The following is a 20,026-nucleotide window of genomic DNA, read 5'->3' as shown; positions in this document are numbered from 1 at the left end:
ATTTCAATTGGATGAAACACTTGTAGATTCGCATATCTTCAAAGGTTACACACTCCCCGGTATTACAATCGGGCTTTATGATGTCAATCATCAAGAACCTTTTATCACTACGGAAGCTGACGAGAACGGTTTCTTTTATCTCGATGTAGGAGAAAATCGAATGCTCGATGGATTCAATGTAATATCTGGCACGTATACTTTTACTTTTCAGTCATATTATTTTCCAAACCATGAGCAAAGATCCTTTTTATCGCCGCGGAATACCGAAGGAGTTCCTAATACTTATGTTTCTCCTTTTAAAGTTGGTGACAGCTCCATCAATGGTTGGGTGCCACCAAATAATAAAGTAACTTATATATCTAAACCTAGCGGTCGCTTTGGTTCTTGTCCTATTCTTAACGACGGTATTTTGAGATGTTCATACCATTTGGAAGCAGAAACGAAAGCTATTGAAATCACGGTCACTCCGCCTAAAGGAGAGCCATCAACTATTCTAGTTGATGTTGAAAGAAGTTCTCTACAACTTTCACCTACATCTTTATATGATGAATACATTAGAGGAAAATCAACTCCGTACGACGTCATCAGAATTAACTCTAGCCATTCGCTAAACCTTGTGCAACGAGCTGATGAAAATGGTGATTTTAAAATTCGAATCCCTAAAGCACAATATGGTGATTATTTCAAAGTATATTCAGAAGCAATGTCATATTCGAATGCTGTAGATGTAATGATTACCGATACTCGAAAATTAGAAAAACCCACTTATGTTATAAAAAATAACGAGTTGAAAGTATTATTGAAGCACTTCAAAACCACAAAACCTTTTGCAAAGTTAGTAATTGAAAAATCAAACGGTACTTTCCAATCTTATGCTCCAAAGAATGAGAAAATATCAGATCAAGTTTATCAATTCTCTTTCACCGATATAAAAATTAATAATGAAGATACATTTAAAGTGACCATCTCTGATGAAGTAGTCACATCAACCTTTGTAGAAGATACAATTACAGGCCGAAATGTAATAATTAACCGCCTTACCGATGCCGATACAAAAATCACAGGTACGACATCACCTTATACGCTTGTGACAACCGATGTATCCAGCACAAGCGCATTGAGTGATGCTACAGGTAAGTTTGAACTCCCGCTCAACTCATCAAATGAATTGCCGAATCAACTCATTACAATGAATGAGAAAAAAACTCAAACTTATACGACACCTTTGTTATTCGAAGACGTGACAGCACCCTCTGTCCGCTCACATGACTATATGACAGACACACTCTTTTTAACCTTTAATGAAAAAGACGTTTCCATTCAACTGAAAACTTATGACGCTCTTGGAAAAGTAATTCAAACTGAAGAAGCACACACTGATTCAACGGAACATATCTTCCACATGCTGAATCACCCAAACGAAATTAACAAAGTTGAATTAGTGTTAACAGATTCTAAAGGCCATATATCCAAACCAATCGTGCTTAATATTCCAAAAGCCGAGAACAGCTTATCTATTGGTAACGTTACCGAAGGAGCACCTTACGTTTTAATCTCAAACGGAAGAATTGGCGATACAATTGTTGTCGAACACAAAGGAAAGATCTATGAACACCGTAATACTGAATGGACTGAAACGTCTCATATCAGAATTCCGAATTTAGAAGCCGGTGATCAACTTACCGCTTTTATTAAAGGCAACCTCGATAAAGTTACGACGCAAGTAGGATCAAGTAAAGTTAGACAGTCAATTTCCCCTGATCGCAAGCGAGTCTCGTTTGTCTATTATCCTGGGAAATATGAAGAAATATATTACCAATGGATTCTCATTGATGAAAACCAAAACGCATTTCCTATGACAGAAGAACAAACAAAAGGCGATACAAATACAGTATTGTACTTCCCTACGTCATTGCCAAAAAATCATTCTGTTCGTCTCATCATTAAATCGAAAAATGGTCAAATTTTTTATGATCTGACGAAACAATTTTATTCTCCCGATATGCCTGCGAATCCAATGAACATCTCTTGGACAGACCAGACAACTCACTTGGAACTCAATATTGGAAGCATGTCTAAAGTAGAGGCATGGTACAAAGGACAAAAACAATTTACGACCGAAGCCAATTACGAAGGAAAAGTAAGTCACACGTTGCCAACTTCACTTAAAGCAGGTGATGTATGGACATTTGTCATTAGAACCGCTTTAGGTATTTCTTATTCCCATGAGGTAGTTGTAAAAGATGCAACTCCTCCAAAGCTATTGTCGCTCGCCATCCCTCGTACGGCTCAAGCGGATTACACCGGAATAGTGGAACCTGGTACTAACGTTTATATCTCAACCCCAAATGGCGATAAATTATACAAAGCCGATGCTAAAGGAAATTTTGTCATCCCAGCAAAAGACTACGATTTTAATCAAGAATTTTTGTCCATGATGTTACGAGATGACAGTAAGATCGAGACTCAGATTCAAGTACCTCGGAAATTAGCAACAGAACCCGTCATTGCCGGAAGCACAGTCCTCCGTGGTCAAACGATGCGACATGCCGTTGTAATAGCACGTATTAATGGTAGCGACTATTCAGCTACAACGTCCTATGATGGCAATTTTAAAATCGCTGTTCCTACCGGTGTGCCACACACTAAAATAAAGTGGACAGTCGCTGTCGGTGATCAGATTTACGAATTTCCAGAGGAGAATGTACTCGGCAAGCTCGCTAAATTCATAACAGAGCCATTCTTACCTACCCACAGCTTCATCAAAGGCAAAATGACAGCTGGAACTAGAATTGAGGCGACGGTGGCCGGAAAAATAATCGGCACCAGCGTTGCTTCAAATGATGGGACTTTTTCAATCCAAGTTCCGAGACAGGTCGCTGGAACGGTAGTCACTTTACACGGACATCGATTAGGTTATCAATCAGAGACCACAAACGTCCTCACACTCAACCTATTCCCGACTTGGTCTTTGGGTGCCATAGACTCAGCAGACACCTATATCTCAGGTAAAGGGTTGGTTGGTTCATATGCTCAGGCGTATGCTAATGATCGAGCAATCAGTTCGAAAGTGAAGATTGGTTCTTCTGGAACGTTCAAACTCACTATTCCGAAACAAAAAGGTGGGACATACATTACCGTTAAATTGGAGCATTCGGGCTATGCTTCGAGTGAGAAAAAGACTAAAGTACTTTTCAATTTCACAGGCCACACAGTCAATTCAGTGACACGAAAAATGACAACATTGACGGGTAAAGGAACATCAGGATCGGTGATGACAGCCTATGTCGGAAGTCGAAAAATTGGTACTTCTGTAAAAGTTAGCTCGAAAGGAACGTATCAAATTCGAGTTCCCCTTCAAAAAGCAGGTACGAAAATCACAGTGAAACAAACCAAATCAGGTTATGTCACTAGCGCAAAAACAACGACCGTGTTGAATGTCTTTTCAAAATTGACAGTGAACCCTGTGACCCGCTCTCACACATACATGTCAGGAACAGCTGATAAAACTGCGACTGTCCAGGCTTATGTAGGCAGTAAGGCAATCAGTAAAAAGGCAACCGTCAATAGTAAAGGACAATACCGATTAACGATCCCGAAACAAAAGACAGGCACCACAGTCAAAGTCGTCTTGCAAAAATCAGGTTATCAGTCGATGAGTAAAACAATTAAAGTGAAGTGATTTCAATAGAAATGAAATTAAAAAGGAGTGTTCGCATGATCAAGCTATCGTTTTCAAAATTATTCATCTCAATCAGTGTCATCTCGCTATTCGCCCTCATGGTGTACCTCAACGTCTCGACACTCGAGTTGAACGAGACGATTGGTTCTGGGCTGTTCTACTTGAAAGGCTATTATGAGGAAGGCAACATGATCGTCACCGAGCAAGGCATCGGTGTCATCACATTGCCGCTCGCCATCGGTCTCGTCACATCGACACTTATCAAAGGCTCTCAATTTTATCGTGCCTCGTCGGTTATGAACTAACCTTCTCATCTCGGACAAAGAGCCCAACCGTAAATCGGTTGAGCTCTTTTTTCAATTCGCTTGGTCCATCTCTTTATGCAGTTTGAGCAACTCATTCTTGTACAAATCCGAGCGTCCCCCAAAGATGGCCTGAATGTTGTTTTTCACTTTCACGACGCCGGCTGCCCCAAGTGCCTTCAACTCGTCCTCATCGATTTGTGACACGTCTTTCAATTCAACACGGAGACGTGTGAAACAGGCATCGATGTCGATGATATTGTCACGGCCACCGAGCGCCTCTTGAATGGCAAGTGCCGTCGTTTGGATTGATGTCTTTTCTGATTTCTTTTCATTGTAGTCTTTGCGGGTAAACAGTTTCGTCTCTTGCCCCCCTCGACCTGGCGTCGCCAAGTTCCACTTTTTAATCGCGAACGTGAAGATGCCGTAATAGACGAAGAAGAATCCGGCCCCAACGACGAGGTTCATCCACCAGCGCGGCGTCCCTGGCAACACATTCACCAAGACATAGTCAATCAATCCCGAGCCACCGGCCCAGCCGATGTGGGCGTCAAGAGCGTACATGAGCGCAAACGACACCCCTGTCAACACACTGTGCACGACGTAAAGGAGTGGTGCAATGAATAAGAACGTGAACTCGATCGGTTCGGTGATCCCGGTCAAGAACGCCGTCCCTGCCGCTGCGAGCAAGAGACCACGCACGACGGGACGCTTGTCCGGATCGGCCTGACGGTACATGGCGAACGCCGCTCCAAGAAGACCGAACATGACGATTGGGAACTTGCCGGCCATAAAGCGTCCGGCCGTCACGTCGACACCTTCTGCGATTTGGGCGAGGAAAATATATTGGTCCCCGCTCACAATCGAACCGCCAACCGTCGCCGTGCCGCCAAGTGACGTCCATAAGAACGGTGCGTACCAGATGTGATGTAATCCGGTCGGAATCAATAAGCGTTCGAGCATTCCGTATAACCCGACGTAAGCCGGATTCGTCGCATCACTCGCGATGACGTTCGCCATCGCCGTGAGGCCGGTCTGAATCGGCGGCCAAATGAGCATCATAAAGAAACCGAGCAAGATGGAAAAGAATACCATGACGATACCGACCGAACGATCTCCGGCGAAAAAGCCGAGCATCTCTGGCGGGTTGAACGTATGGAATTTCTTATACACCCAGACCGCAAGCAAGCCGACCGCAATCCCGCCAAGCACACCCGTCTCAAGTGACGGGATACCGAGCAACATGCCGTACTCCCCGCTCTCCGCCGCCATTTCCAGTGTGATCCCAAGGGCAATCGAGATCGTCGTGTTCATGATGACGTAGCCGACGAGTGCGGCAAGTGCCGCAATTCCCGACCCGCCGGAAAGACCAACCGCGACGCCAATCGCAAAGATGATTGGCAAGTTGGCGAAGATACTCAGCCCGATTTGAAGCATCCCGGCACTAATCGCTTCGACCGTCCCGTTCTGCAAAAACTTCCAACTTTCTGCAAGCGGACCTGTTAGCGCCGCGCCGAGACCAAGTAAAATACCGGCCGCCGGCAAGAGCGCGACTGGCACCATGAGCGCCTTCCCGAACTTTTGAAATACCCCGAACCATTGACTCATTTGATTCACTCCTCTTGTGTAAGCGTTATCAATTCACAAAACGAACAAAGGGGAATGAATCCCCTTCGTCTTTAGCGTGCGACCGTCTCCCGTTGTTTGAGGGCCGGCCAATAGTTCTCGTTCTCGTTAATCAAATCGTCAAGGATTTGACGGGCGACCGGCGCATCGACGACGGTCCGGTTGAGCGTGAGTGCCTGGAGTGCCTTTTCATAGCTATTCTCGAAATAGGCGTCGACGACGAGCTGTTCGTAGGCGAGCTGTCCTTCGATCATCCCTTTATAGAAGCGAGGAATGTGTCCGACAGCGAACGGCTTCGGTCCACGGTTCGTGAGCATCGCCGGCACTTCGACCATCGCATCATCCGGCAAGTTAGCGATGATGCCGTCGTTTTTCACCATGACGATGAAGATATCGCCATTGTTGTAGGCGAGTGACGCTGCGACGCGAATCATGTAGCAACCGTGGATGTCGACTTCAAGATGCACGTTCTCAAGTGAGTCGTCAGCGATGATTTGATCGCACATCAAGAAGACACGTTGTTGGCGGCCGTTGATGACTTGACGGGCCCGCGTGTTCTCCACGTCTTCCTTCTCCGCCATGTCGGACGGGTACAAATAATACTGAAGATACGTGTTCGGCAAATATTCCGGGAAATCGGTGAGCATCTTCTCGACTTGCTTGAACGTCTTGATCCAAGATGGGTCGTTTGCGATCTCTGAATCTTCTGGGATGAACCCGTCCTCTAAGATGGCGCGCTTGATGTCTTCCGTCAATTCGTTGCCTTCTTTGTCATAGATGCCTGTGAACCAACCGAAGTGGTTGAGGCCGAAGTATTCCGGCACGAGATCCCAAATCTCTTTGCCGAGAATTTTCGCGTAGCTCACCATGATTGCGGCCGGCATATCACAGATATTCAAAATCTTTTTGTCATTCGGATAGGCACGCTTCAACGCCTCTGCGACGATTGCGGCCGGGTTCGTATAATTTAAGATCCAACCGTCCGGTGAGCCTTGGCGGATGTCTGCGACGAGATCAATCATGTCCCCAATCGACCGCATCCCGTACGACATCCCGCCCGGTCCACACGTCTCTTGTCCAACCACGCCGTGACGGAGCGGAATCTGTTCATCTTTCTCGCGCATTTCCAGGCCGCCCGTCCGGATTTGGACGAAGAAGAAATCTTTGTCGCGGAAGGCGTATTCTTTGTCCGTCGTATACTCGAACAGCTCGAGCTCTGGGTAATGCTCACGCAAGATGATTTCAGTCGCTTTGGCGACACGCTCCTGGCGCTCACCATCCGTATCGTAAAACGTGATTGAACGTAGTGGGAAGTGAGCCTTCTCTTCGATCAAGCTCATAATCATACCGATTGTGTACGTGCTGCCGCCACCGACGACGACAAGGCGTTGTCCTTGTTTCATGTGTGCGTTCCCCTTTCTAATACATATCTAATTGATTACAATACAAATTTAATACATATTATTTTAAACGTCAACAATATTTTTGAAAACGTTTTACTTTGTGTATACTAGAAGTATGAATTCAGGTCGAAATCGGAGGGTCAGTCATGAAAGCAAAATCACCGCTCTACCAACAAGTCGCCCACAAAATGCGCATGTTTATCGAATCCGGCACGTGGGCGCCCGGTGAGGCGATCCCGACCGAGGCTCAACTCGTCGAAGAGTTCAGCGTCAGTCGAGTGACTGTCCGCCAGGCGGTCAAATTGCTCCAAGAGGAAGGTCTCTTATGGAAACGACAGGGCAGCGGCACATACGTCCAGTCCGAAAAGATTGAACACAACATGTACGAATTAAAAAGCTTCACCGAAGACATGAAACGAGAAGGGAAAGAAGTGACGAACAAAGTGCTCACCTTCACGTTGCAGCCACCGAGTGAGAAAGTGCGAGAGGCACTCGAACTCGAAGATGGCGAGCTCGTCTTCTACGTGAGGCGCCAACGATTCGCAGACGGCGAACCGCTCATCGTCGAGGACACATACTTGCCGCTAAAGCTGTTCCCCGACTTGACGTACGAAGTGATGTCGCAATCGAAGTACGCCTATATCGAAGACGTCAAACAGTTCAAGATTGCGGACAGCGTCCAAGAGTTCATCCCGGTGCTCCCGACAAAAGAGATTGCCGAGATGCTCGGAGTGAGTGAACGAACGCCCGTACTCAAAGTCGAACTCTATTCGTTTCTTATGGATGGCAGTCGGTTTGAGTTCACAGAAACGTATTTCAAGAGTGAAGAATATCGCTTCATCATCCGCGCCGGACGAAGACATTGAAAAAGGACCTGTGAATCAAGCGATTCACAGGTCCTTCGTCAGTTAATGACAATCGACAACTTATAATTGACGTACTTGCTGAGCCCGTCCAAAAAGGCGTTCAGCTCTTGGTTCGACGGGAATCGGCACTCCAAGACGTAACAGCCGTCCCCGCTCACCTTGTAGTTATTGCGGACGTACGGCCGGTGTTCCTCGAGGAACATGAGATACGGGTCGTGGAATGTGCTCGACGTAAAGATGGTGATCATCGCGTGGACCGGTAACCCGAGCTTGTCCTCGTTCACGCGAATCGTATATCCTTCGATGATGCCGAGGTCTTCGAGCTTCTTGACGCGCGTCGCCGTCGCCTGCCCGGTCAAGTGCACGTGTGCCCCGAGTTCTTTCATCGTTATCCGGCTGTTCGCCTGTAACGCCTCGATGATGAGGCGATCTGTTGGATCGAGCATAGGTGACTCCTTTCACGATTCAAGCCAATCCGTCCAAACACTTGATTCGTGTTATGTATGAAAAGACGGCTGCTTGTTAGACTGTACATACATTATAGCTAAAAGGAGAGATTTTTCTATGCACGTACAACTGATCCGTAATGCCACACTCCGCGTTGAATACGCCGGAAAGACGTTCCTCATCGACCCGTTCCTCGGGGAGAAAGGCGCCTATCCCCCGTTCCCGAACTCGGCACGGCAAGACGCTAATCCATTGGCCGACCTGCCAATCGCGATTGACGACATTTTGACAGGCATCGACGCCGTCATCTTGACCCACCTGCATCTCGACCACTACGACGAGGTCGCCAAACAAGTTCTGCCGAAAGCGATCCCGCTGTTCGTTCAAAACGAGGACGATTTGACTGTCATCGAAGGCGACGGCTTCACGAACGTGACCGTGTTGAGCGACACGACAGCATTCGAAGGAATCAGCCTCACGAAGACAGCAGGTGAGCACGGACGCGGTCCGATTTTAGAAATGGCCGGTCTCGTGTGCGGTGTCGTCTTCACCCATCCTTCGGAACAGACGCTCTATGTCGCTGGGGACACGGTCTGGTATGACGAAGTCGCCAAGACGATTCAAGCGCATCAACCAGCAGTCATCGTCGTCAACGCCGGGGACAACCAATTCGTCGAAGGTGGCTCGCTCGTCATGAACGAAGAGGACGTCCGCCTTGTGCATGAGACGGCTCCAGCCGCGACGATTATCGCGGTCCATATGGAAGCGGTCAATCATTGGAACCTGTCGCGTCCTGACTTACGTGCCTATGCGGCCTCACACAGCTTCGCCGATCAACTCATCGTTCCAGAAGATGGCGAGACGATTTCACGCTAACGAAACGACGCCCCTGACCTTCCACGTCAGGGGCATTTTTAGCTTCATTTTTGAATCCTTTTTGTGGTATTCTATGCTTCATACCGATGCCATGTCACCCACTTTTTGCCTCGAGGGAGTTTTTTGAGAATGAAGAAACGCGTCATTTTACTCATGTCCATCTTTTTGTTAATCAGCTCCCTGACTCAGGCGGCGATCCCGAAACCGAAAGCTTATAACGACCGCAGTCTCATCTATTTGACGCTCGATGACGGGCCGAACCGGAAGACGGGAGCGTTGCTTGACGTCTTGAAGAAGCATCGGGTGAAAGCGACATTCTTCATCCTCGGGAAGAATATCGAGGGGAATGAGCACCTCATCCGACGCATCGTCGCCGATGGCCATCTCATCGCCCTGCATGGGATGACACACGTGCGCGAGGAGTTTTATGCGTCGCCGATGACGGCCGTGCGTCAAATGAAGGACGTACAACGCCTCATTTTTGAAGTGACAGGCATCCATACGAATATGGCCCGCACGATTTACGGTAGTGACGCAGGCATGACACCTGCGCACTGGCAAGCGATGGACGAGGCCGGTTTTGAGATTTGGGACTGGAACGTCGGTAGTCTCGACCATATCTATAAGAAAGACAACGCTCCGATCGAGCAGCGTGTGTTCAATCGGCTCGAGGCGAATTACGAGCTGAATATCGCCTCCATCATTTTGGCACACGATCACTCGATGACCCCGAAGGCGCTCGATACGATTATCCGCTATGCGAAAGAACGCGACTATGAGTTCCAGACGTTAGAAGGCGTGCATCCCGCGTACAACTTTTTCAATCCGTGGGAACCGAATGAATGAAAAATGCCCCGCATCGATGGATGCGGGGCATTACTCAATTACTAGACATAACGACCGAAGCTTCATTCCAATGGTTAAAGGGAACTACACCAGAAATGAAATGAGTCCATTCAATTAAATTTCTCCTCCGAACAAGTAAAACATGAAGACGATATATAGCACGCCTAAAGGAAGAGAGAGTAAGGAAACATATTTCATAAACCCTTTTTCTTTCAGACGAAAAGCAGTAATCCCATAGACGATACCAATCAAATAAATAATAAAACCAATTGGAATAGCAATCATCGACCACTTTCCGAATGTGATATTAAATGGTGGGAAAATCATATAGGCTATAAAAATCCCAATCACACTTAATAAGAGAGAGTACTTACTATATTTTAGATTCAAGTACATTACGCTCCTTTGTTTTGGTTGATTTGATGGTATTATTTATTCGTCTTTTGTCATTAATATCCTTTTATTCAGGTATTTCATTTGTGCGGCGGATCTAGTTTGAGATACTCCTATTTTAAAAAGCGCTACCATGACTAAAAAGCTAACGATCTACACGTTATTCATCTCGATTGGGATCGTCTCCTGATATACCTCAACGTCTCGGGAAACATCGAGTATTTGTCGTCCACATGTGTAGTGTCGTGAACTTGAATCGGGTAAAGACTAACGTCAATCATGCCGGCACCGTCTAACACCACTGGTTTACATCAGGAAGGTGTGTATGATGATGAGAAAACGTTTGATTTTGTTCGTGTTGGCGATTCTGTTGATCAGTCCCCTGTCGCACACAGAAGCGGCGACACCGAAAGCGTACAACGACCGCAGCCTCATCTATTTGACGTTCGACGACGGTCCGCACCGTCAAACCGGCGCTTTGCTCGATGTGTTGAAGAAACATAAGGTCAAAGCCACGTTTTTTATTCTCGGCAACAACATCAAAGGCAACGAGAAAATGCTCAGACGAATCGTCGCAGAAGGTCATCTCATCGCGCTTCACGGGATGACGCACGACCGGCACAAATTTTACCGGACACCGACGACGGCCGTGCGCGAGATGCAGGACGTCCAAAAGCTCGTCTTCAAAGTGACGGGTGTCAAATCAAACATCGTCCGCACTCCATACGGCAGCGACCCGTACATGACGCTGGCGCATCGGCGCGCGATGACGAAAGCGGGCTTTCAAATGTGGGACTGGAATATCGACAGTCTCGACTACCGGTATAAGACGGACAACCGCCGCGTCCAAAACCAAGTGTTTGCTCGGCTCGATGCGAACTATAAAGCAAGAATTGCCTCGATCATCCTGACCCACGATCATTCCATCACCCCGACCGCGCTCGACTATATCATCCGCAACGCGAAAGCGAAAAAACGTGGCTACGAGTTCGGAACGTTGCATGGCCTTAAAAATCCGCACAACTTCTTCAATAAATGGAAACCACATCGGTAAACAAAAATGCTGAGCCCGCGGGCTCAGCATTTTGTATCACATCTCGAGTTCTGTGAACGCGAGCGGGACGAGCTCTTCCAGCGTCACTTCTTTCACGTCGGCGTTGCCGTTCGTGAGCAACACTTTGAAGTCTGGGTCGCCGAACTCGACGAGCACTTGGCGGCAGATGCTGCACGGCGGCAAGAAGTCGACCGTGTCCCCTGACACCGCGACGGCTTCGAAGTCACCTTTTTTATAACCTTGCGCGACCGCTGTGAAGATGGCCGTACGCTCGGCACAGTTCGTCGCACCGAACGAGACGTTCTCGACGTTGACGCCGTCGATGACCGTTCCGTCCTTCATGAGAAGCGCTGCTCCGACGCGGAAGTTTGAATACGGCGAGTAGGCGTTCTCTTTCACTTGGCGGGCGCGCTCGACTAGTTGTTGTTGGTTCATGGGATCATTGTCCTCTCTGACTCGAAATGAACTGATGCCAGTTCCCGGCCTCTCTTTTTTGGGCAGGATTTTTAGCATACACCTCAAATGACAGAGAAGTCAATAAAATTTTGAAAGCGGTCACACTGTTTGATCAGTTTTGAAACGTCAGCTCGACTGTCCCGCTCCCGAGCAGCGGTGCAAGCGTGGTGAAGTTCTCGACCCGACCAATGCGCGTATACGCATAACTCGTCTCGACATCTTCATAGAACAAAACGAGACAGTCATCCCCATACAGCATGACATCCCCGGCCCGAATCGAACCGACACGTTCCGGGTTCGTCGGAAACGGTTCATCGAAATAGAAGTACTTCTCGTTCTGATGCAAGTCCTGCATCGACAGCGTGAGTGGCAGTCGATCTTGGAGCGCTTCGGCTGTCGGGTTGTCCTCGAAACGTACTGAAACGGGTATCGTTTCCACTTGTGATGTCACTCCTTCCTGATTCTCCGGCTCCCTCACCGCGTCGTCCCCACACCCAGCGAGAAACAACATGGATGCGACCAATCCGAGTCGGATGGCGTTCATGACGGCTGCACGACACGGGCCGGTGTCCCAGCGACCGTCACATTGTCCGGGACGTCTTTCGTCACCGTCGCGTTGGCCGCGACGATGGCGTTCTCGCCGATGGTGACACCCGGCAAAATCGTCGCCCCGGCCCCAATCCAGGCGCTCCGTTTCACACGAATCGGCTTCGTGATCAAGCCGCGCCGTTCGGTCGGATTGGTCGGATGGTTGACCGTCAACAACTTCGCGAACGGACCGATCAAGACGTGGTCTTCGATGTCGATGCCCCCGAGATCGGTGAACATGACGCCACGGTTGATGAAGATGTCCGTCCCGAGCGTGATGTGTTTCCCGAAATCGGTATAGAACGGTGGCAGCACCGTGACCGACTCAGCGACCTCACAGCCGAGCAGCTCCGAGAGCGTCTGCCGGAACTCGTCTTTCGGCAAATACTGATAATTCAAGCGCATGAGCGTCGGTTCGATGGCTCGTTGAATGTGATGAATCTCTTCAAAGACGGCTTCGCCCGCAGCGATATATCGGCCGGACACGCGTTCTCTCAATCCGCTACTCATCGTCACACCTGTTGTTTCGTCGGGCGGATGATGAGGTTGCTGACAGAGACCCGGTCCGGTGTGTCGATGGCATAGACGACCGCTTCGGCCACGTCCTCGCTCGTCAATCCCCACTCGGTTTGCGCCTCATGGAGCGCCTGGGCGGCTTGTTTGTCGCTGATCGTGTTGTACAGCTCGGTCTGGACGGCTCCCGGCGAGATGATTGTCAATTTGACGTTGTTCTCACGCTGTTCTTGGCGCAAGCCTTCCATGATGGCCCGGACCGCGAACTTCGTTCCGCAATAGACGGCCGACTCCGGATAGACGACGTGCCCGGCCACCGAATCGGTCGCGATGATATGACCCGACTGTTGCCGTTCCATGATCGGGAGCGCGGCGGCGATCCCGTTCAACACCCCGGTCACGTTCACGTCGAGCATGGCCTGCCATTCGTCACGGCGCCCGTCAACGAGCGGCGCGGTCGGCATGATCCCGGCGTTGTTGAACAAGACATCGATTTTCCCGAACGTGTCGATCGTCATCTTCACGACCGCCTCGACAGCTGCGTAGTCCGTGACATCGGCTTGCTGGATGACGATGTCGGCCTCGGGATGCTTCGCTTGGATGGCTTCCAATCGCTCGAGACGACGGGCGGCGAGCACGAGTTTCGCACCCCGCTCGGCCAATAGATGGGCCGTCGCTTCGCCGATCCCGCTCGACGCCCCCATGATGATGACAACTTTATTGATGGTCATAGTCCATTCCTCCTTCGATTGACTCCAGTATAGGAACGGACAAGCGTCATGTCTAATGCTACTATTTGATTAAGAACCATAACGAAAACGCATGGAGGGATGACATGGAGCTTCAACAACTACGCTACTTCCTCGCCGTCGCGAGCGAGAAGAATATCACCCGCGCGGCCGAACATTTACGGCTGTCGCAACCGGCCTTGTCCCGGCAAATCCACCAGCTCGAGGACAGCCTCGGCGGACCGTTGTTCGAGCGGAGCCAAGGCGGGGTCACGCTGACCGAACGGGGCTACTATTTGGCCGAACACGCCAAAGAGATGGTCCGTCTGGCCGATAAGATCTCGGCCAACTTAAATACGGCGACACCCGTCAGCGGAGAACTGTATATCGGTGGCGGTGAGACGGAGACGCTCACCTCGGTCGTCAAAACGTTCCGACAGATGAAACAGCGTCATCCAGACGTCAAGTTACGCCTGTATAGCGGCAACGGGGACGACGTCATCGACAAGTTGGACCGGGGCATCCTCGACTTCGGGGTCGTCATCGAACCGGTCAATCTGGCGGCGTACGCCTCGCGCGAGCTCCCTCACGTCGACCGTTGGGGCATATTGACGCGCCGTGACAGCCCGGTCGGACAAAAGCTTGCCATCGAGACCGAGGATCTTCTCGACTTGCCGCTCATCTTGTCCGAGCAATCGCTCGTCGACCGGCATTTGTCGGCCCGACTCGGCGTCGATTTGAGTGAAGCCGACGTCGTCGCGACATATAACCTGCTCTATAACGCCTCGCTCCTCGTCCGGGAAGGCATCGGTCACGCGCTCTGCCTCGACGGAATCATCAACACGTACGGGACCGAGTTGGTGTTCGTCCCGCTCCATCCCCCGCTCACGTCTTCCGTCCATTTGATTTGGAAGAACGGGAGCCGTCTGTCGAACGTCGCCTCGACATTTTTAGAGCTGTTCGATGAACGGGAAACGGCCACCTAAACACGGCGGCCGGAATCGAGGCGCAATATGTTCGCCAACTGCTCGTTCATCTCGTCAGGGGTGGCCGCGAAGTCGTGTTCGGCCCAATGGATGATCATCCCGACGATGGCGTTCGCTTGATATGAACAGAACAATTCATGGTCAATCTCATCTTGCTTGTGTGCCGCCGTATCACGGAGGAGCAACTTCCTCACCTCATCGAACAACATGTAATAGTACGCGAGCGGCACGTTTTTCGAAAAGACGATTCGATAGAAGTCGACGTACGTCTGGACGTGGTGAAAGATGCGAATCGTCGACGGTTCGAGGTCGCGTGGATTGAGGAACTTCACATGACGATACGGCTCATCGTATGACTTGGCGAGGTCGGCCGTGATTTCTTGGAAATACTCCTCGAACACGTCCTCGACCCGGGCATAGTGCAAATAAAACGTGCCCCGATTGACATTTGCCACACGACAAAGTTCCGAAATCGTCACTTGTTCGAGCGAACTATTCTTCAATAATTCGACGAGCGCTTCATGAAGCGCTCTTTTTGTTTTGATAACACGCAAATCCGGCTTCATGATTCGCACATTCCTCTCAACAGTTATGGCCTAAAGTGTTGATTACTCAACAGTTCCTTATTTTTTGATTATTGTAAGCGATTTCTAAAATTCATTATAATAGTTATTGAACATATGTTCAATAAAAGGAGGAGACAGTCATGCGGTTATCGGGGAAAGTAGCGATTGTCACAGGTGCAGCATCAGGAATGGGAAAAGCGATCGCGGAGCTTTACGCGAAAGAAGGGGCGAAAGTCGTCGTCTCAGACATGAATCTTGACGGGGCCCAGGCCGTCGTCGAAAGCATCTCGGACGAGGCGTTCGCCATCCAGACGGACGTGACGTCTGAAGAGGCGTTGCAGCAGTTGTTCGACGAGACGGTGAAGACGTTCGGTCAAGTCGACATCCTCGTCAACAACGCCGGTATCATGGACGGGATGGAGCCGGTCGGTGAGATCTCGAACGAGCGCTGGGAGAAAATCTTTGCCGTCAACACGGTGTCGGTCATGAAATTGATGCGGATCGCCGTCGACTTGTTCACGAAGCAAGGTCACGGCGTCATCGTCAACAACATCTCGGCCGGCGGTTTGTACGGCGCTCGGGCCGGCGCGGCCTATACGGCGTCGAAACACGCCGTCGTCGGATTGACAAAGAACACGGCGTTCATGTATGCCGACCAAAACATCCGTTGTAACGGGATTGCACCGGGCGCGGTCGCGACGAACATCGGCTCGACGATGACGAACATGAGCCAGGCCGGGTTCGGTCGCCAGCAACTCGGGATGGCCATCAACCCACGCATCGGACAACCAGAAGAGATCGCTCAACTCGCCCTCTTCCTCGGCTCGGACGAATCGAGTTTCATAAACGGTCAAGTCGTCGCCATCGACGGCGGTTGGACCGCCTACTAATCAAAAAAAATGAGCCACATCCTACGGGGATGTGGCTCATTTCTCGTTATAGCTCCCCTCTCCGGTTCATCCGGATGAGGAGGTAAATCAAATACGGCGCCCCGACCATGCCGGTGATGACACCGACCGGATAGCGGGCCGTGAAGGCGAACTGACCGATGAGATCGGCCGCGAGCACCAAGATGACACCGACGAGTGCCGCCGGAATGATCGTCGAGCGACCGTCCCCGACGAGCCGCTTCGCAATCGGTCCCGCCAGGAATGCGACGAACGCGATCGGTCCGGTCGTCGCCGTCGCGAGCGCTAGCATGAGCACGGAGGCGACGATCAAGAGCACGCGCGTCTGGTTCGTCTTGACGCCGAGCGACGTCGCCGTCATCTCCCCGAGCTCTAAAATCTGTAGCTGTCGGCTGAGCCGGAGGATGACCGGGAGGCAGAGCGCGACCGCGATCATGAGCGGCGGGAGCGTCTCCATCTTCACCCCGTTCAAGCTGCCGCTCAACCAGCGCATCGCCGTGCCGACATCGTTTTGGCGACTGATGAGCAACAGATAGTTGATGACTGCCGTCAGCATCGCTTGAATCCCGATCCCGACCAGGACGAGCCGGCCGATCGAGAAAGCGGCGCCTTTCGACAAGAAGTAGATGGCGAGGACGGTCAACAGTCCTCCGATGACCGAGATGACGGAGACGAACGTATCGCTCGCCTGCAAGACGACGATGCCGAACACGGCCGCCGCACTCGATCCGGTCGTGATGCCGATGACGTTCGGGTTGGCGAGCGGGTTGCGGAGCATCGTCTGGAACACCGTCCCGGCGATCCCGAACGCGAGTCCGGCGAAGACACCGGCGAGCATGCGCGGCAGACGAATCGTGCCGACGGCGAACGAGGCACCCGGTACTTGTTCCCCGAACAAGACACGAATGACGTCCGCGACCGGATAGATCGTATTGCCGAGCATGAGCATCGTCGCGCTCAAAACGAGCGCGAGCGCGAACAAGACGAGCGTCACAACGACGGTCCGTTGCCGACGCTTACGACTGTTTTGAATGATTGGTTGAATCGATTGGTTCATACGCCACGCACCTTCACTTTCATCGTCAAGGCGATCAAAATCGGTGCCCCGACGAACGCCGTGACAATCCCGACTTCAAGTTCACCGGGACTGCCGAGCAGACGGCCTGTCACGTCGGCGAACGTCAATAAAATCGCGCCCGTCAGTGCCGACATCGGGATGATATAGCGTTCATCCGCCCCGATGACCAAGCGGACGAGGTGCGGCGCGAGTAGACCGATAAAGCCGATCGGCCCGGCCAGTGCCGTCGCCGCCCCGCACAAAATGACGCCTGCGAACGAAGCGATCAGTTTCAACGTGCCGATGCGGACACCGAGCCCTGTGGCGAGCTCTTCCCCGAGCGCCAAGATGTTCAAGGACGGTGCCGACAAGATAGCGATAATGATACCGCCGATAAAGAACGGCAGGAACGTCATAATCGAGTCCATCGTCCCAGCCCCGACACTGCCGACTTGCCAGAACCGGAATTGGTCCATGACGTTCGAGCGCGGGATCATGATGGCCATGACGAGTGACGACAAGGCCGCACTCGTCGCCGCACCGGCCAAGACGAGCTTGAGCGGTGTCGAACCGCCCCGCCCGAGCGAGCCGATGCCAAACACGAACGCCGCCGTGAGGAGCGCCCCGACGAGCGCGAACCAGATGTAGTCGCTCGCGGTCGAGATGTTGAAGAAAGCGATCCCGACGACGACGAACAGCGCCGCCCCCGTATTGACCCCGAGAATGCTCGGGTCGGCGATCGGGTTACGTGTCACCGACTGCATCAATGCACCCGAGACACCGAGCGCGGCCCCGCACATGAAGCTGAACACCGTCCGAACGACCCGCTGTCGGACGATATCCGCTTCATACGACTGAACAGCCGGACGGAATAAACCGTCAAGCAGTTCATCCCATCCGACTGTCCGTGAGCCGAAAGCAAGCGAAGCGAGCATACAGACGACGAGCAGGACGAGCGACCCTACGAGGAGGAGCCCGAACCGTTTCGGCGTGTGTAACTTCTTCGGCATATTCATTTGATTACTCGACTTTCGCGAGTGCTTCTGACACGAGTTTCACGTAGTCGTCAATCGTGTATTCGATCGAGAGTGGTGATGGTGTCCCAGCAGCCGCGAGCGGCGTGTTATCTTCGATCATGACGACCGAACCGCGTTCGATGGCCGGCACTTTGCTGTAGAGCGGGTCAGCTTGAAGTGCTTTCAACGTCTCTTCGTTCCCGTAGGCGACGAAGATGTCGACGTCGTTCAAGATGTCAGCGTTCTCTGAGCTGAGCTCGAGGTAGAAGCTGTTCTCATCTTTGATTTGGCTTGTGATGTTCTCAGGGTACTCCATGCCAAGCTCTTCGATGAAGGCACCGCGTGGGTCACCTGTCGTGTAGATGTAGAACTTCGAAAGATCGTCAGGGCTGAGGGCGATGAACGCCGCTTTCTTGCCTTCAATCTCTGGTACTTCAGCAGCCTTGTCGGCGATGAGCTTCTCTGTATCTTCGATCAACTGTTTTCCTTCTGCTTCCATGCCCATGGCCATCGAGTCATAAAGGACCGTGTCCTGCCATGATGACACCCAAGGCGTCTCTTGGTATGCGACGACCGGTGCGATCTCTGTCAACGTATCGTAGTCTTCTTGCGTGATGCCTGAGTAGGCGGCGAGAATGACGTCAGGCTGTGAATCGGCGATCGCTTCGAAGTCGAGGCCGTCCGTGTCTTGATAGATGTTCGGGTTTTCTTCACCGAGGTCTTTCAACTTGTCAGCTGTCCATGGCAACATGCCGCTGCCGTCTTGGACGCCGTAGTTCGCAGCCGAGAATCCGACTGGTACGACGTCGAGCGCGAGTGCGACGTCTTGGTTCGACCAACCGACCGTTGCGACGCGTTCTGGCTTCTTGTCGATGACCGTCTCGCCTAAGGCGTGTTTGATTGTGATCGGATAGCCTTCTGCCGTTTCGGCAGACTCATCTGTCGTGGCTGCATCTTCGTTGTTCGAGCCGCATCCTGCGAGCACGAGCACGAAAGCAGACATGATGATGAACATATGTAGCATTTTCTTGTAGTTCATGTCCTAATCCCCTTTTTTCTGTATGACAACGTTCTAACGCCGACATTGATAATCATTATCATTTATGAGTATAGGACGAATCCGGGCGTGCTGTCAATCTGAACTTCAAGATATTTAAGGAAAAATAGAAACAGCCCGCATTTCTCACCGAATGAGAAAAGCGGGCTGACGTCATAATGTTTGATTGGCTAAATTGATCAGTTGCTGGACCGGTAAGCGGGTCTCGTCGTCAAGTTCGACGGAGTTGCCATCGATGTAGTAGATGATGCGGGCGGTGAAGCCGTCTTTGTTGATCCACCATAACCCTTGGGACGTCGATTCCGTCTCATCGTAGAAAGCAGAGGTCCCGTCCGCAAGTATGTATTGGTCTCCATATGACGAGATGTCCTCCATGTCTTCAGGCTCATCGACGACTTTATGGACAATGTAGCGCAACTCTTGTGCCGTCTCCTCGTTCACATAGTTAAACACGAATTGATGCATATGGTGCGGCTTTTCGATATCAATCTCACTGTAGCGTTGCGTAATCTCAAACGGAAACGCAATCGGTTCCTCAAACGTGTGTTCAATCGGAGGGTTCGGTGGGTCAGACCGGTCCGTTGCTAATTCAACCAAGGCTAGGAGGACAAGCAGACCACCTAGTGCTCGCACGATCCATTTCATCTTCATTTATC

20 protein-coding genes are annotated in these 20,026 nt (G+C 51.0%); 8 read left to right on the top strand and 12 right to left on the bottom strand.

The genetic code is table 11. The annotated features are described in order from the left end of the window. Window positions 1-7: 7 nt before the first annotated feature. Together NMQ00_RS02980 and NMQ00_RS02975 are read left to right on the top strand one after the other, a co-directional pair. Entirely contained in the window at window positions 8-3,682 is a 3,675-nt protein-coding gene (locus NMQ00_RS02980; RefSeq protein ID WP_255177860.1) for an Ig-like domain-containing protein, read from the top strand. Between the two features lie 35 nt (window positions 3,683-3,717). Next, a complete protein-coding gene (locus NMQ00_RS02975) occupies window positions 3,718-3,987 on the top strand; it encodes a hypothetical protein (RefSeq protein ID WP_255177859.1) in 270 nt (89 codons plus the stop codon). A gap of 51 nt (window positions 3,988-4,038) precedes the next feature. On the opposite strand, the gene NMQ00_RS02970 is transcribed toward NMQ00_RS02975, so the two are convergent. Together NMQ00_RS02970 and NMQ00_RS02965 are read right to left on the bottom strand one after the other, a co-directional pair. Further along, the gene (locus tag NMQ00_RS02970) at window positions 4,039-5,592 is read right to left on the bottom strand and encodes a PTS transporter subunit EIIC (protein ID WP_255177858.1); all 1,554 of its coding nucleotides are present in this window, start codon (window positions 5,590-5,592) and stop codon (window positions 4,039-4,041) included. 71 nt (window positions 5,593-5,663) lie between these two features. Then, window positions 5,664-7,013: a 6-phospho-alpha-glucosidase gene (locus NMQ00_RS02965; RefSeq protein ID WP_255177857.1), complete on the bottom strand. Its 1,350-nt coding sequence runs from the start codon at window positions 7,011-7,013 to the stop codon at window positions 5,664-5,666. Window positions 7,014-7,159: 146 nt separating this feature from the next. Between NMQ00_RS02965 and NMQ00_RS02960 the strand changes: the two genes are divergently transcribed. Next, window positions 7,160-7,879, top strand: a complete 720-nt coding sequence (locus NMQ00_RS02960; RefSeq protein WP_255177856.1) for a GntR family transcriptional regulator — start codon at window positions 7,160-7,162, stop codon at window positions 7,877-7,879. A 38-nt stretch (window positions 7,880-7,917) separates the two neighbouring features. Here NMQ00_RS02960 and NMQ00_RS02955 read toward each other — a convergent pair whose 3' ends face one another. Next, window positions 7,918-8,325, bottom strand: coding sequence for an Lrp/AsnC family transcriptional regulator (locus NMQ00_RS02955; RefSeq protein WP_029594764.1), 408 nt, complete (start codon window positions 8,323-8,325; stop codon window positions 7,918-7,920). A 118-nt stretch (window positions 8,326-8,443) separates the two neighbouring features. Between NMQ00_RS02955 and NMQ00_RS02950 the strand changes: the two genes are divergently transcribed. The 3 genes from NMQ00_RS02950 (at window position 8,444) to NMQ00_RS02940 (ending at window position 11,495) form a co-directional block, all read left to right on the top strand. Beyond that, on the top strand, window positions 8,444-9,202 hold the full coding sequence (locus NMQ00_RS02950; RefSeq protein ID WP_255177855.1) for an MBL fold metallo-hydrolase: 759 nt from the start codon (window positions 8,444-8,446) through the stop codon (window positions 9,200-9,202). Window positions 9,203-9,331: 129 nt separating this feature from the next. Then, a complete protein-coding gene (locus NMQ00_RS02945) occupies window positions 9,332-10,048 on the top strand; it encodes a polysaccharide deacetylase family protein (protein ID WP_255177854.1) in 717 nt (238 codons plus the stop codon). A gap of 721 nt (window positions 10,049-10,769) precedes the next feature. Then, entirely contained in the window at window positions 10,770-11,495 is a 726-nt protein-coding gene (locus NMQ00_RS02940; protein ID WP_255177853.1) for a polysaccharide deacetylase family protein, read from the top strand. A 36-nt stretch (window positions 11,496-11,531) separates the two neighbouring features. Here NMQ00_RS02940 and NMQ00_RS02935 read toward each other — a convergent pair whose 3' ends face one another. From NMQ00_RS02935 to NMQ00_RS02920, 4 genes are all read right to left on the bottom strand, one after another. Further along, complete coding sequence (locus tag NMQ00_RS02935) at window positions 11,532-11,930, bottom strand: cytidine deaminase (RefSeq protein WP_021066236.1); 399 nt, start codon at window positions 11,928-11,930, stop codon at window positions 11,532-11,534. A gap of 133 nt (window positions 11,931-12,063) precedes the next feature. Next, a complete protein-coding gene (locus NMQ00_RS02930) occupies window positions 12,064-12,495 on the bottom strand; it encodes a cyclophilin-like fold protein (protein ID WP_255177852.1) in 432 nt (143 codons plus the stop codon). Then, window positions 12,492-13,049: a DapH/DapD/GlmU-related protein gene (locus NMQ00_RS02925; protein ID WP_255177851.1), complete on the bottom strand. Its 558-nt coding sequence runs from the start codon at window positions 13,047-13,049 to the stop codon at window positions 12,492-12,494. The genes NMQ00_RS02930 and NMQ00_RS02925 overlap by 4 nt, the downstream gene beginning before the upstream one ends. A gap of 2 nt (window positions 13,050-13,051) precedes the next feature. After that, entirely contained in the window at window positions 13,052-13,783 is a 732-nt protein-coding gene (locus NMQ00_RS02920; protein ID WP_255177850.1) for an SDR family oxidoreductase, read from the bottom strand. Window positions 13,784-13,887: 104 nt separating this feature from the next. Here NMQ00_RS02920 and NMQ00_RS02915 point away from each other — a divergent pair, with 104 nt between their 5' ends. Next, complete coding sequence (locus tag NMQ00_RS02915; RefSeq protein WP_255177849.1) at window positions 13,888-14,766, top strand: LysR family transcriptional regulator; 879 nt, start codon at window positions 13,888-13,890, stop codon at window positions 14,764-14,766. Here NMQ00_RS02915 and NMQ00_RS02910 read toward each other — a convergent pair. Further along, the gene (locus NMQ00_RS02910; RefSeq protein ID WP_255178665.1) at window positions 14,763-15,335 is read right to left on the bottom strand and encodes a TetR/AcrR family transcriptional regulator; all 573 of its coding nucleotides are present in this window, start codon (window positions 15,333-15,335) and stop codon (window positions 14,763-14,765) included. The genes NMQ00_RS02915 and NMQ00_RS02910 overlap by 4 nt on opposite strands. Window positions 15,336-15,472: 137 nt before the next feature. Between NMQ00_RS02910 and NMQ00_RS02905 the strand changes: the two genes are divergently transcribed. Continuing rightward, window positions 15,473-16,222 carry an SDR family oxidoreductase gene (locus tag NMQ00_RS02905; RefSeq protein ID WP_255177848.1) on the top strand — a complete coding sequence of 250 codons (750 nt, stop codon included), beginning with the start codon at window positions 15,473-15,475 and terminating at the stop codon, window positions 16,220-16,222. Between the two features lie 46 nt (window positions 16,223-16,268). Here NMQ00_RS02905 and NMQ00_RS02900 read toward each other — a convergent pair whose 3' ends face one another. The 4 genes from NMQ00_RS02900 to NMQ00_RS02885 all read right to left on the bottom strand — a co-directional run bounded on the left by NMQ00_RS02900 (window position 16,269) and on the right by NMQ00_RS02885 (window position 20,015). Next, a complete protein-coding gene (locus NMQ00_RS02900) occupies window positions 16,269-17,297 on the bottom strand; it encodes a FecCD family ABC transporter permease (protein WP_255177847.1) in 1,029 nt (342 codons plus the stop codon). After that, window positions 17,294-18,307, bottom strand: a complete 1,014-nt coding sequence (locus tag NMQ00_RS02895; RefSeq protein WP_441294610.1) for a FecCD family ABC transporter permease — start codon at window positions 18,305-18,307, stop codon at window positions 17,294-17,296. Before NMQ00_RS02895 ends, NMQ00_RS02900 begins: the two co-directional genes overlap by 4 nt. A gap of 10 nt (window positions 18,308-18,317) precedes the next feature. Beyond that, window positions 18,318-19,352 (bottom strand): iron-siderophore ABC transporter substrate-binding protein, encoded by a 1,035-nt coding sequence (locus NMQ00_RS02890; RefSeq protein ID WP_255177845.1) that lies wholly within the window; start codon window positions 19,350-19,352, stop codon window positions 18,318-18,320. Window positions 19,353-19,523: 171 nt separating this feature from the next. Continuing rightward, window positions 19,524-20,015, bottom strand: a complete 492-nt coding sequence (locus NMQ00_RS02885) for a hypothetical protein (protein ID WP_255177844.1) — start codon at window positions 20,013-20,015, stop codon at window positions 19,524-19,526. Window positions 20,016-20,026 lie beyond the last annotated feature (11 nt).

The organism is Exiguobacterium aurantiacum (genome assembly GCF_024362205.1).
Lineage (GTDB): Bacteria > Bacillota > Bacilli > Exiguobacteriales > Exiguobacteriaceae > Exiguobacterium > Exiguobacterium aurantiacum_B.
This window is presented reverse-complemented; position numbering and strand designations above follow the sequence as displayed.

Bases quoted from the DNA above. Each gene is read 5' to 3' on its own strand.
- NMQ00_RS02975 (WP_255177859.1), top strand. From the start codon at position 3,718: ATGATCAAGCTATCGTTTTCAAAATTATTCATCTCAATCAGTGTCATC.
- NMQ00_RS02970 (WP_255177858.1), bottom strand. From the start codon at position 5,592: ATGAGTCAATGGTTCGGGGTATTTCAAAAGTTCGGGAAGGCGCTCATG.
- NMQ00_RS02965 (WP_255177857.1), bottom strand. From the start codon at position 7,013: ATGAAACAAGGACAACGCCTTGTCGTCGTCGGTGGCGGCAGCACGTAC.
- NMQ00_RS02960 (WP_255177856.1), top strand. From the start codon at position 7,160: ATGAAAGCAAAATCACCGCTCTACCAACAAGTCGCCCACAAAATGCGC.
- NMQ00_RS02955 (WP_029594764.1), bottom strand. From the start codon at position 8,325: ATGCTCGATCCAACAGATCGCCTCATCATCGAGGCGTTACAGGCGAAC.
- NMQ00_RS02950 (WP_255177855.1), top strand. From the start codon at position 8,444: ATGCACGTACAACTGATCCGTAATGCCACACTCCGCGTTGAATACGCC.
- NMQ00_RS02945 (WP_255177854.1), top strand. From the start codon at position 9,332: ATGAAGAAACGCGTCATTTTACTCATGTCCATCTTTTTGTTAATCAGC.
- NMQ00_RS02940 (WP_255177853.1), top strand. From the start codon at position 10,770: ATGATGAGAAAACGTTTGATTTTGTTCGTGTTGGCGATTCTGTTGATC.
- NMQ00_RS02935 (WP_021066236.1), bottom strand. From the start codon at position 11,930: ATGAACCAACAACAACTAGTCGAGCGCGCCCGCCAAGTGAAAGAGAAC.
- NMQ00_RS02930 (WP_255177852.1), bottom strand. From the start codon at position 12,495: ATGAACGCCATCCGACTCGGATTGGTCGCATCCATGTTGTTTCTCGCT.
- NMQ00_RS02925 (WP_255177851.1), bottom strand. From the start codon at position 13,049: ATGAGTAGCGGATTGAGAGAACGCGTGTCCGGCCGATATATCGCTGCG.
- NMQ00_RS02920 (WP_255177850.1), bottom strand. From the start codon at position 13,783: ATGACCATCAATAAAGTTGTCATCATCATGGGGGCGTCGAGCGGGATC.
- NMQ00_RS02915 (WP_255177849.1), top strand. From the start codon at position 13,888: ATGGAGCTTCAACAACTACGCTACTTCCTCGCCGTCGCGAGCGAGAAG.
- NMQ00_RS02905 (WP_255177848.1), top strand. From the start codon at position 15,473: ATGCGGTTATCGGGGAAAGTAGCGATTGTCACAGGTGCAGCATCAGGA.
- NMQ00_RS02900 (WP_255177847.1), bottom strand. From the start codon at position 17,297: ATGAACCAATCGATTCAACCAATCATTCAAAACAGTCGTAAGCGTCGG.
- NMQ00_RS02895 (WP_441294610.1), bottom strand. From the start codon at position 18,307: ATGCCGAAGAAGTTACACACGCCGAAACGGTTCGGGCTCCTCCTCGTA.
- NMQ00_RS02890 (WP_255177845.1), bottom strand. From the start codon at position 19,352: ATGAACTACAAGAAAATGCTACATATGTTCATCATCATGTCTGCTTTC.
- NMQ00_RS02885 (WP_255177844.1), bottom strand. From the start codon at position 20,015: ATGAAATGGATCGTGCGAGCACTAGGTGGTCTGCTTGTCCTCCTAGCC.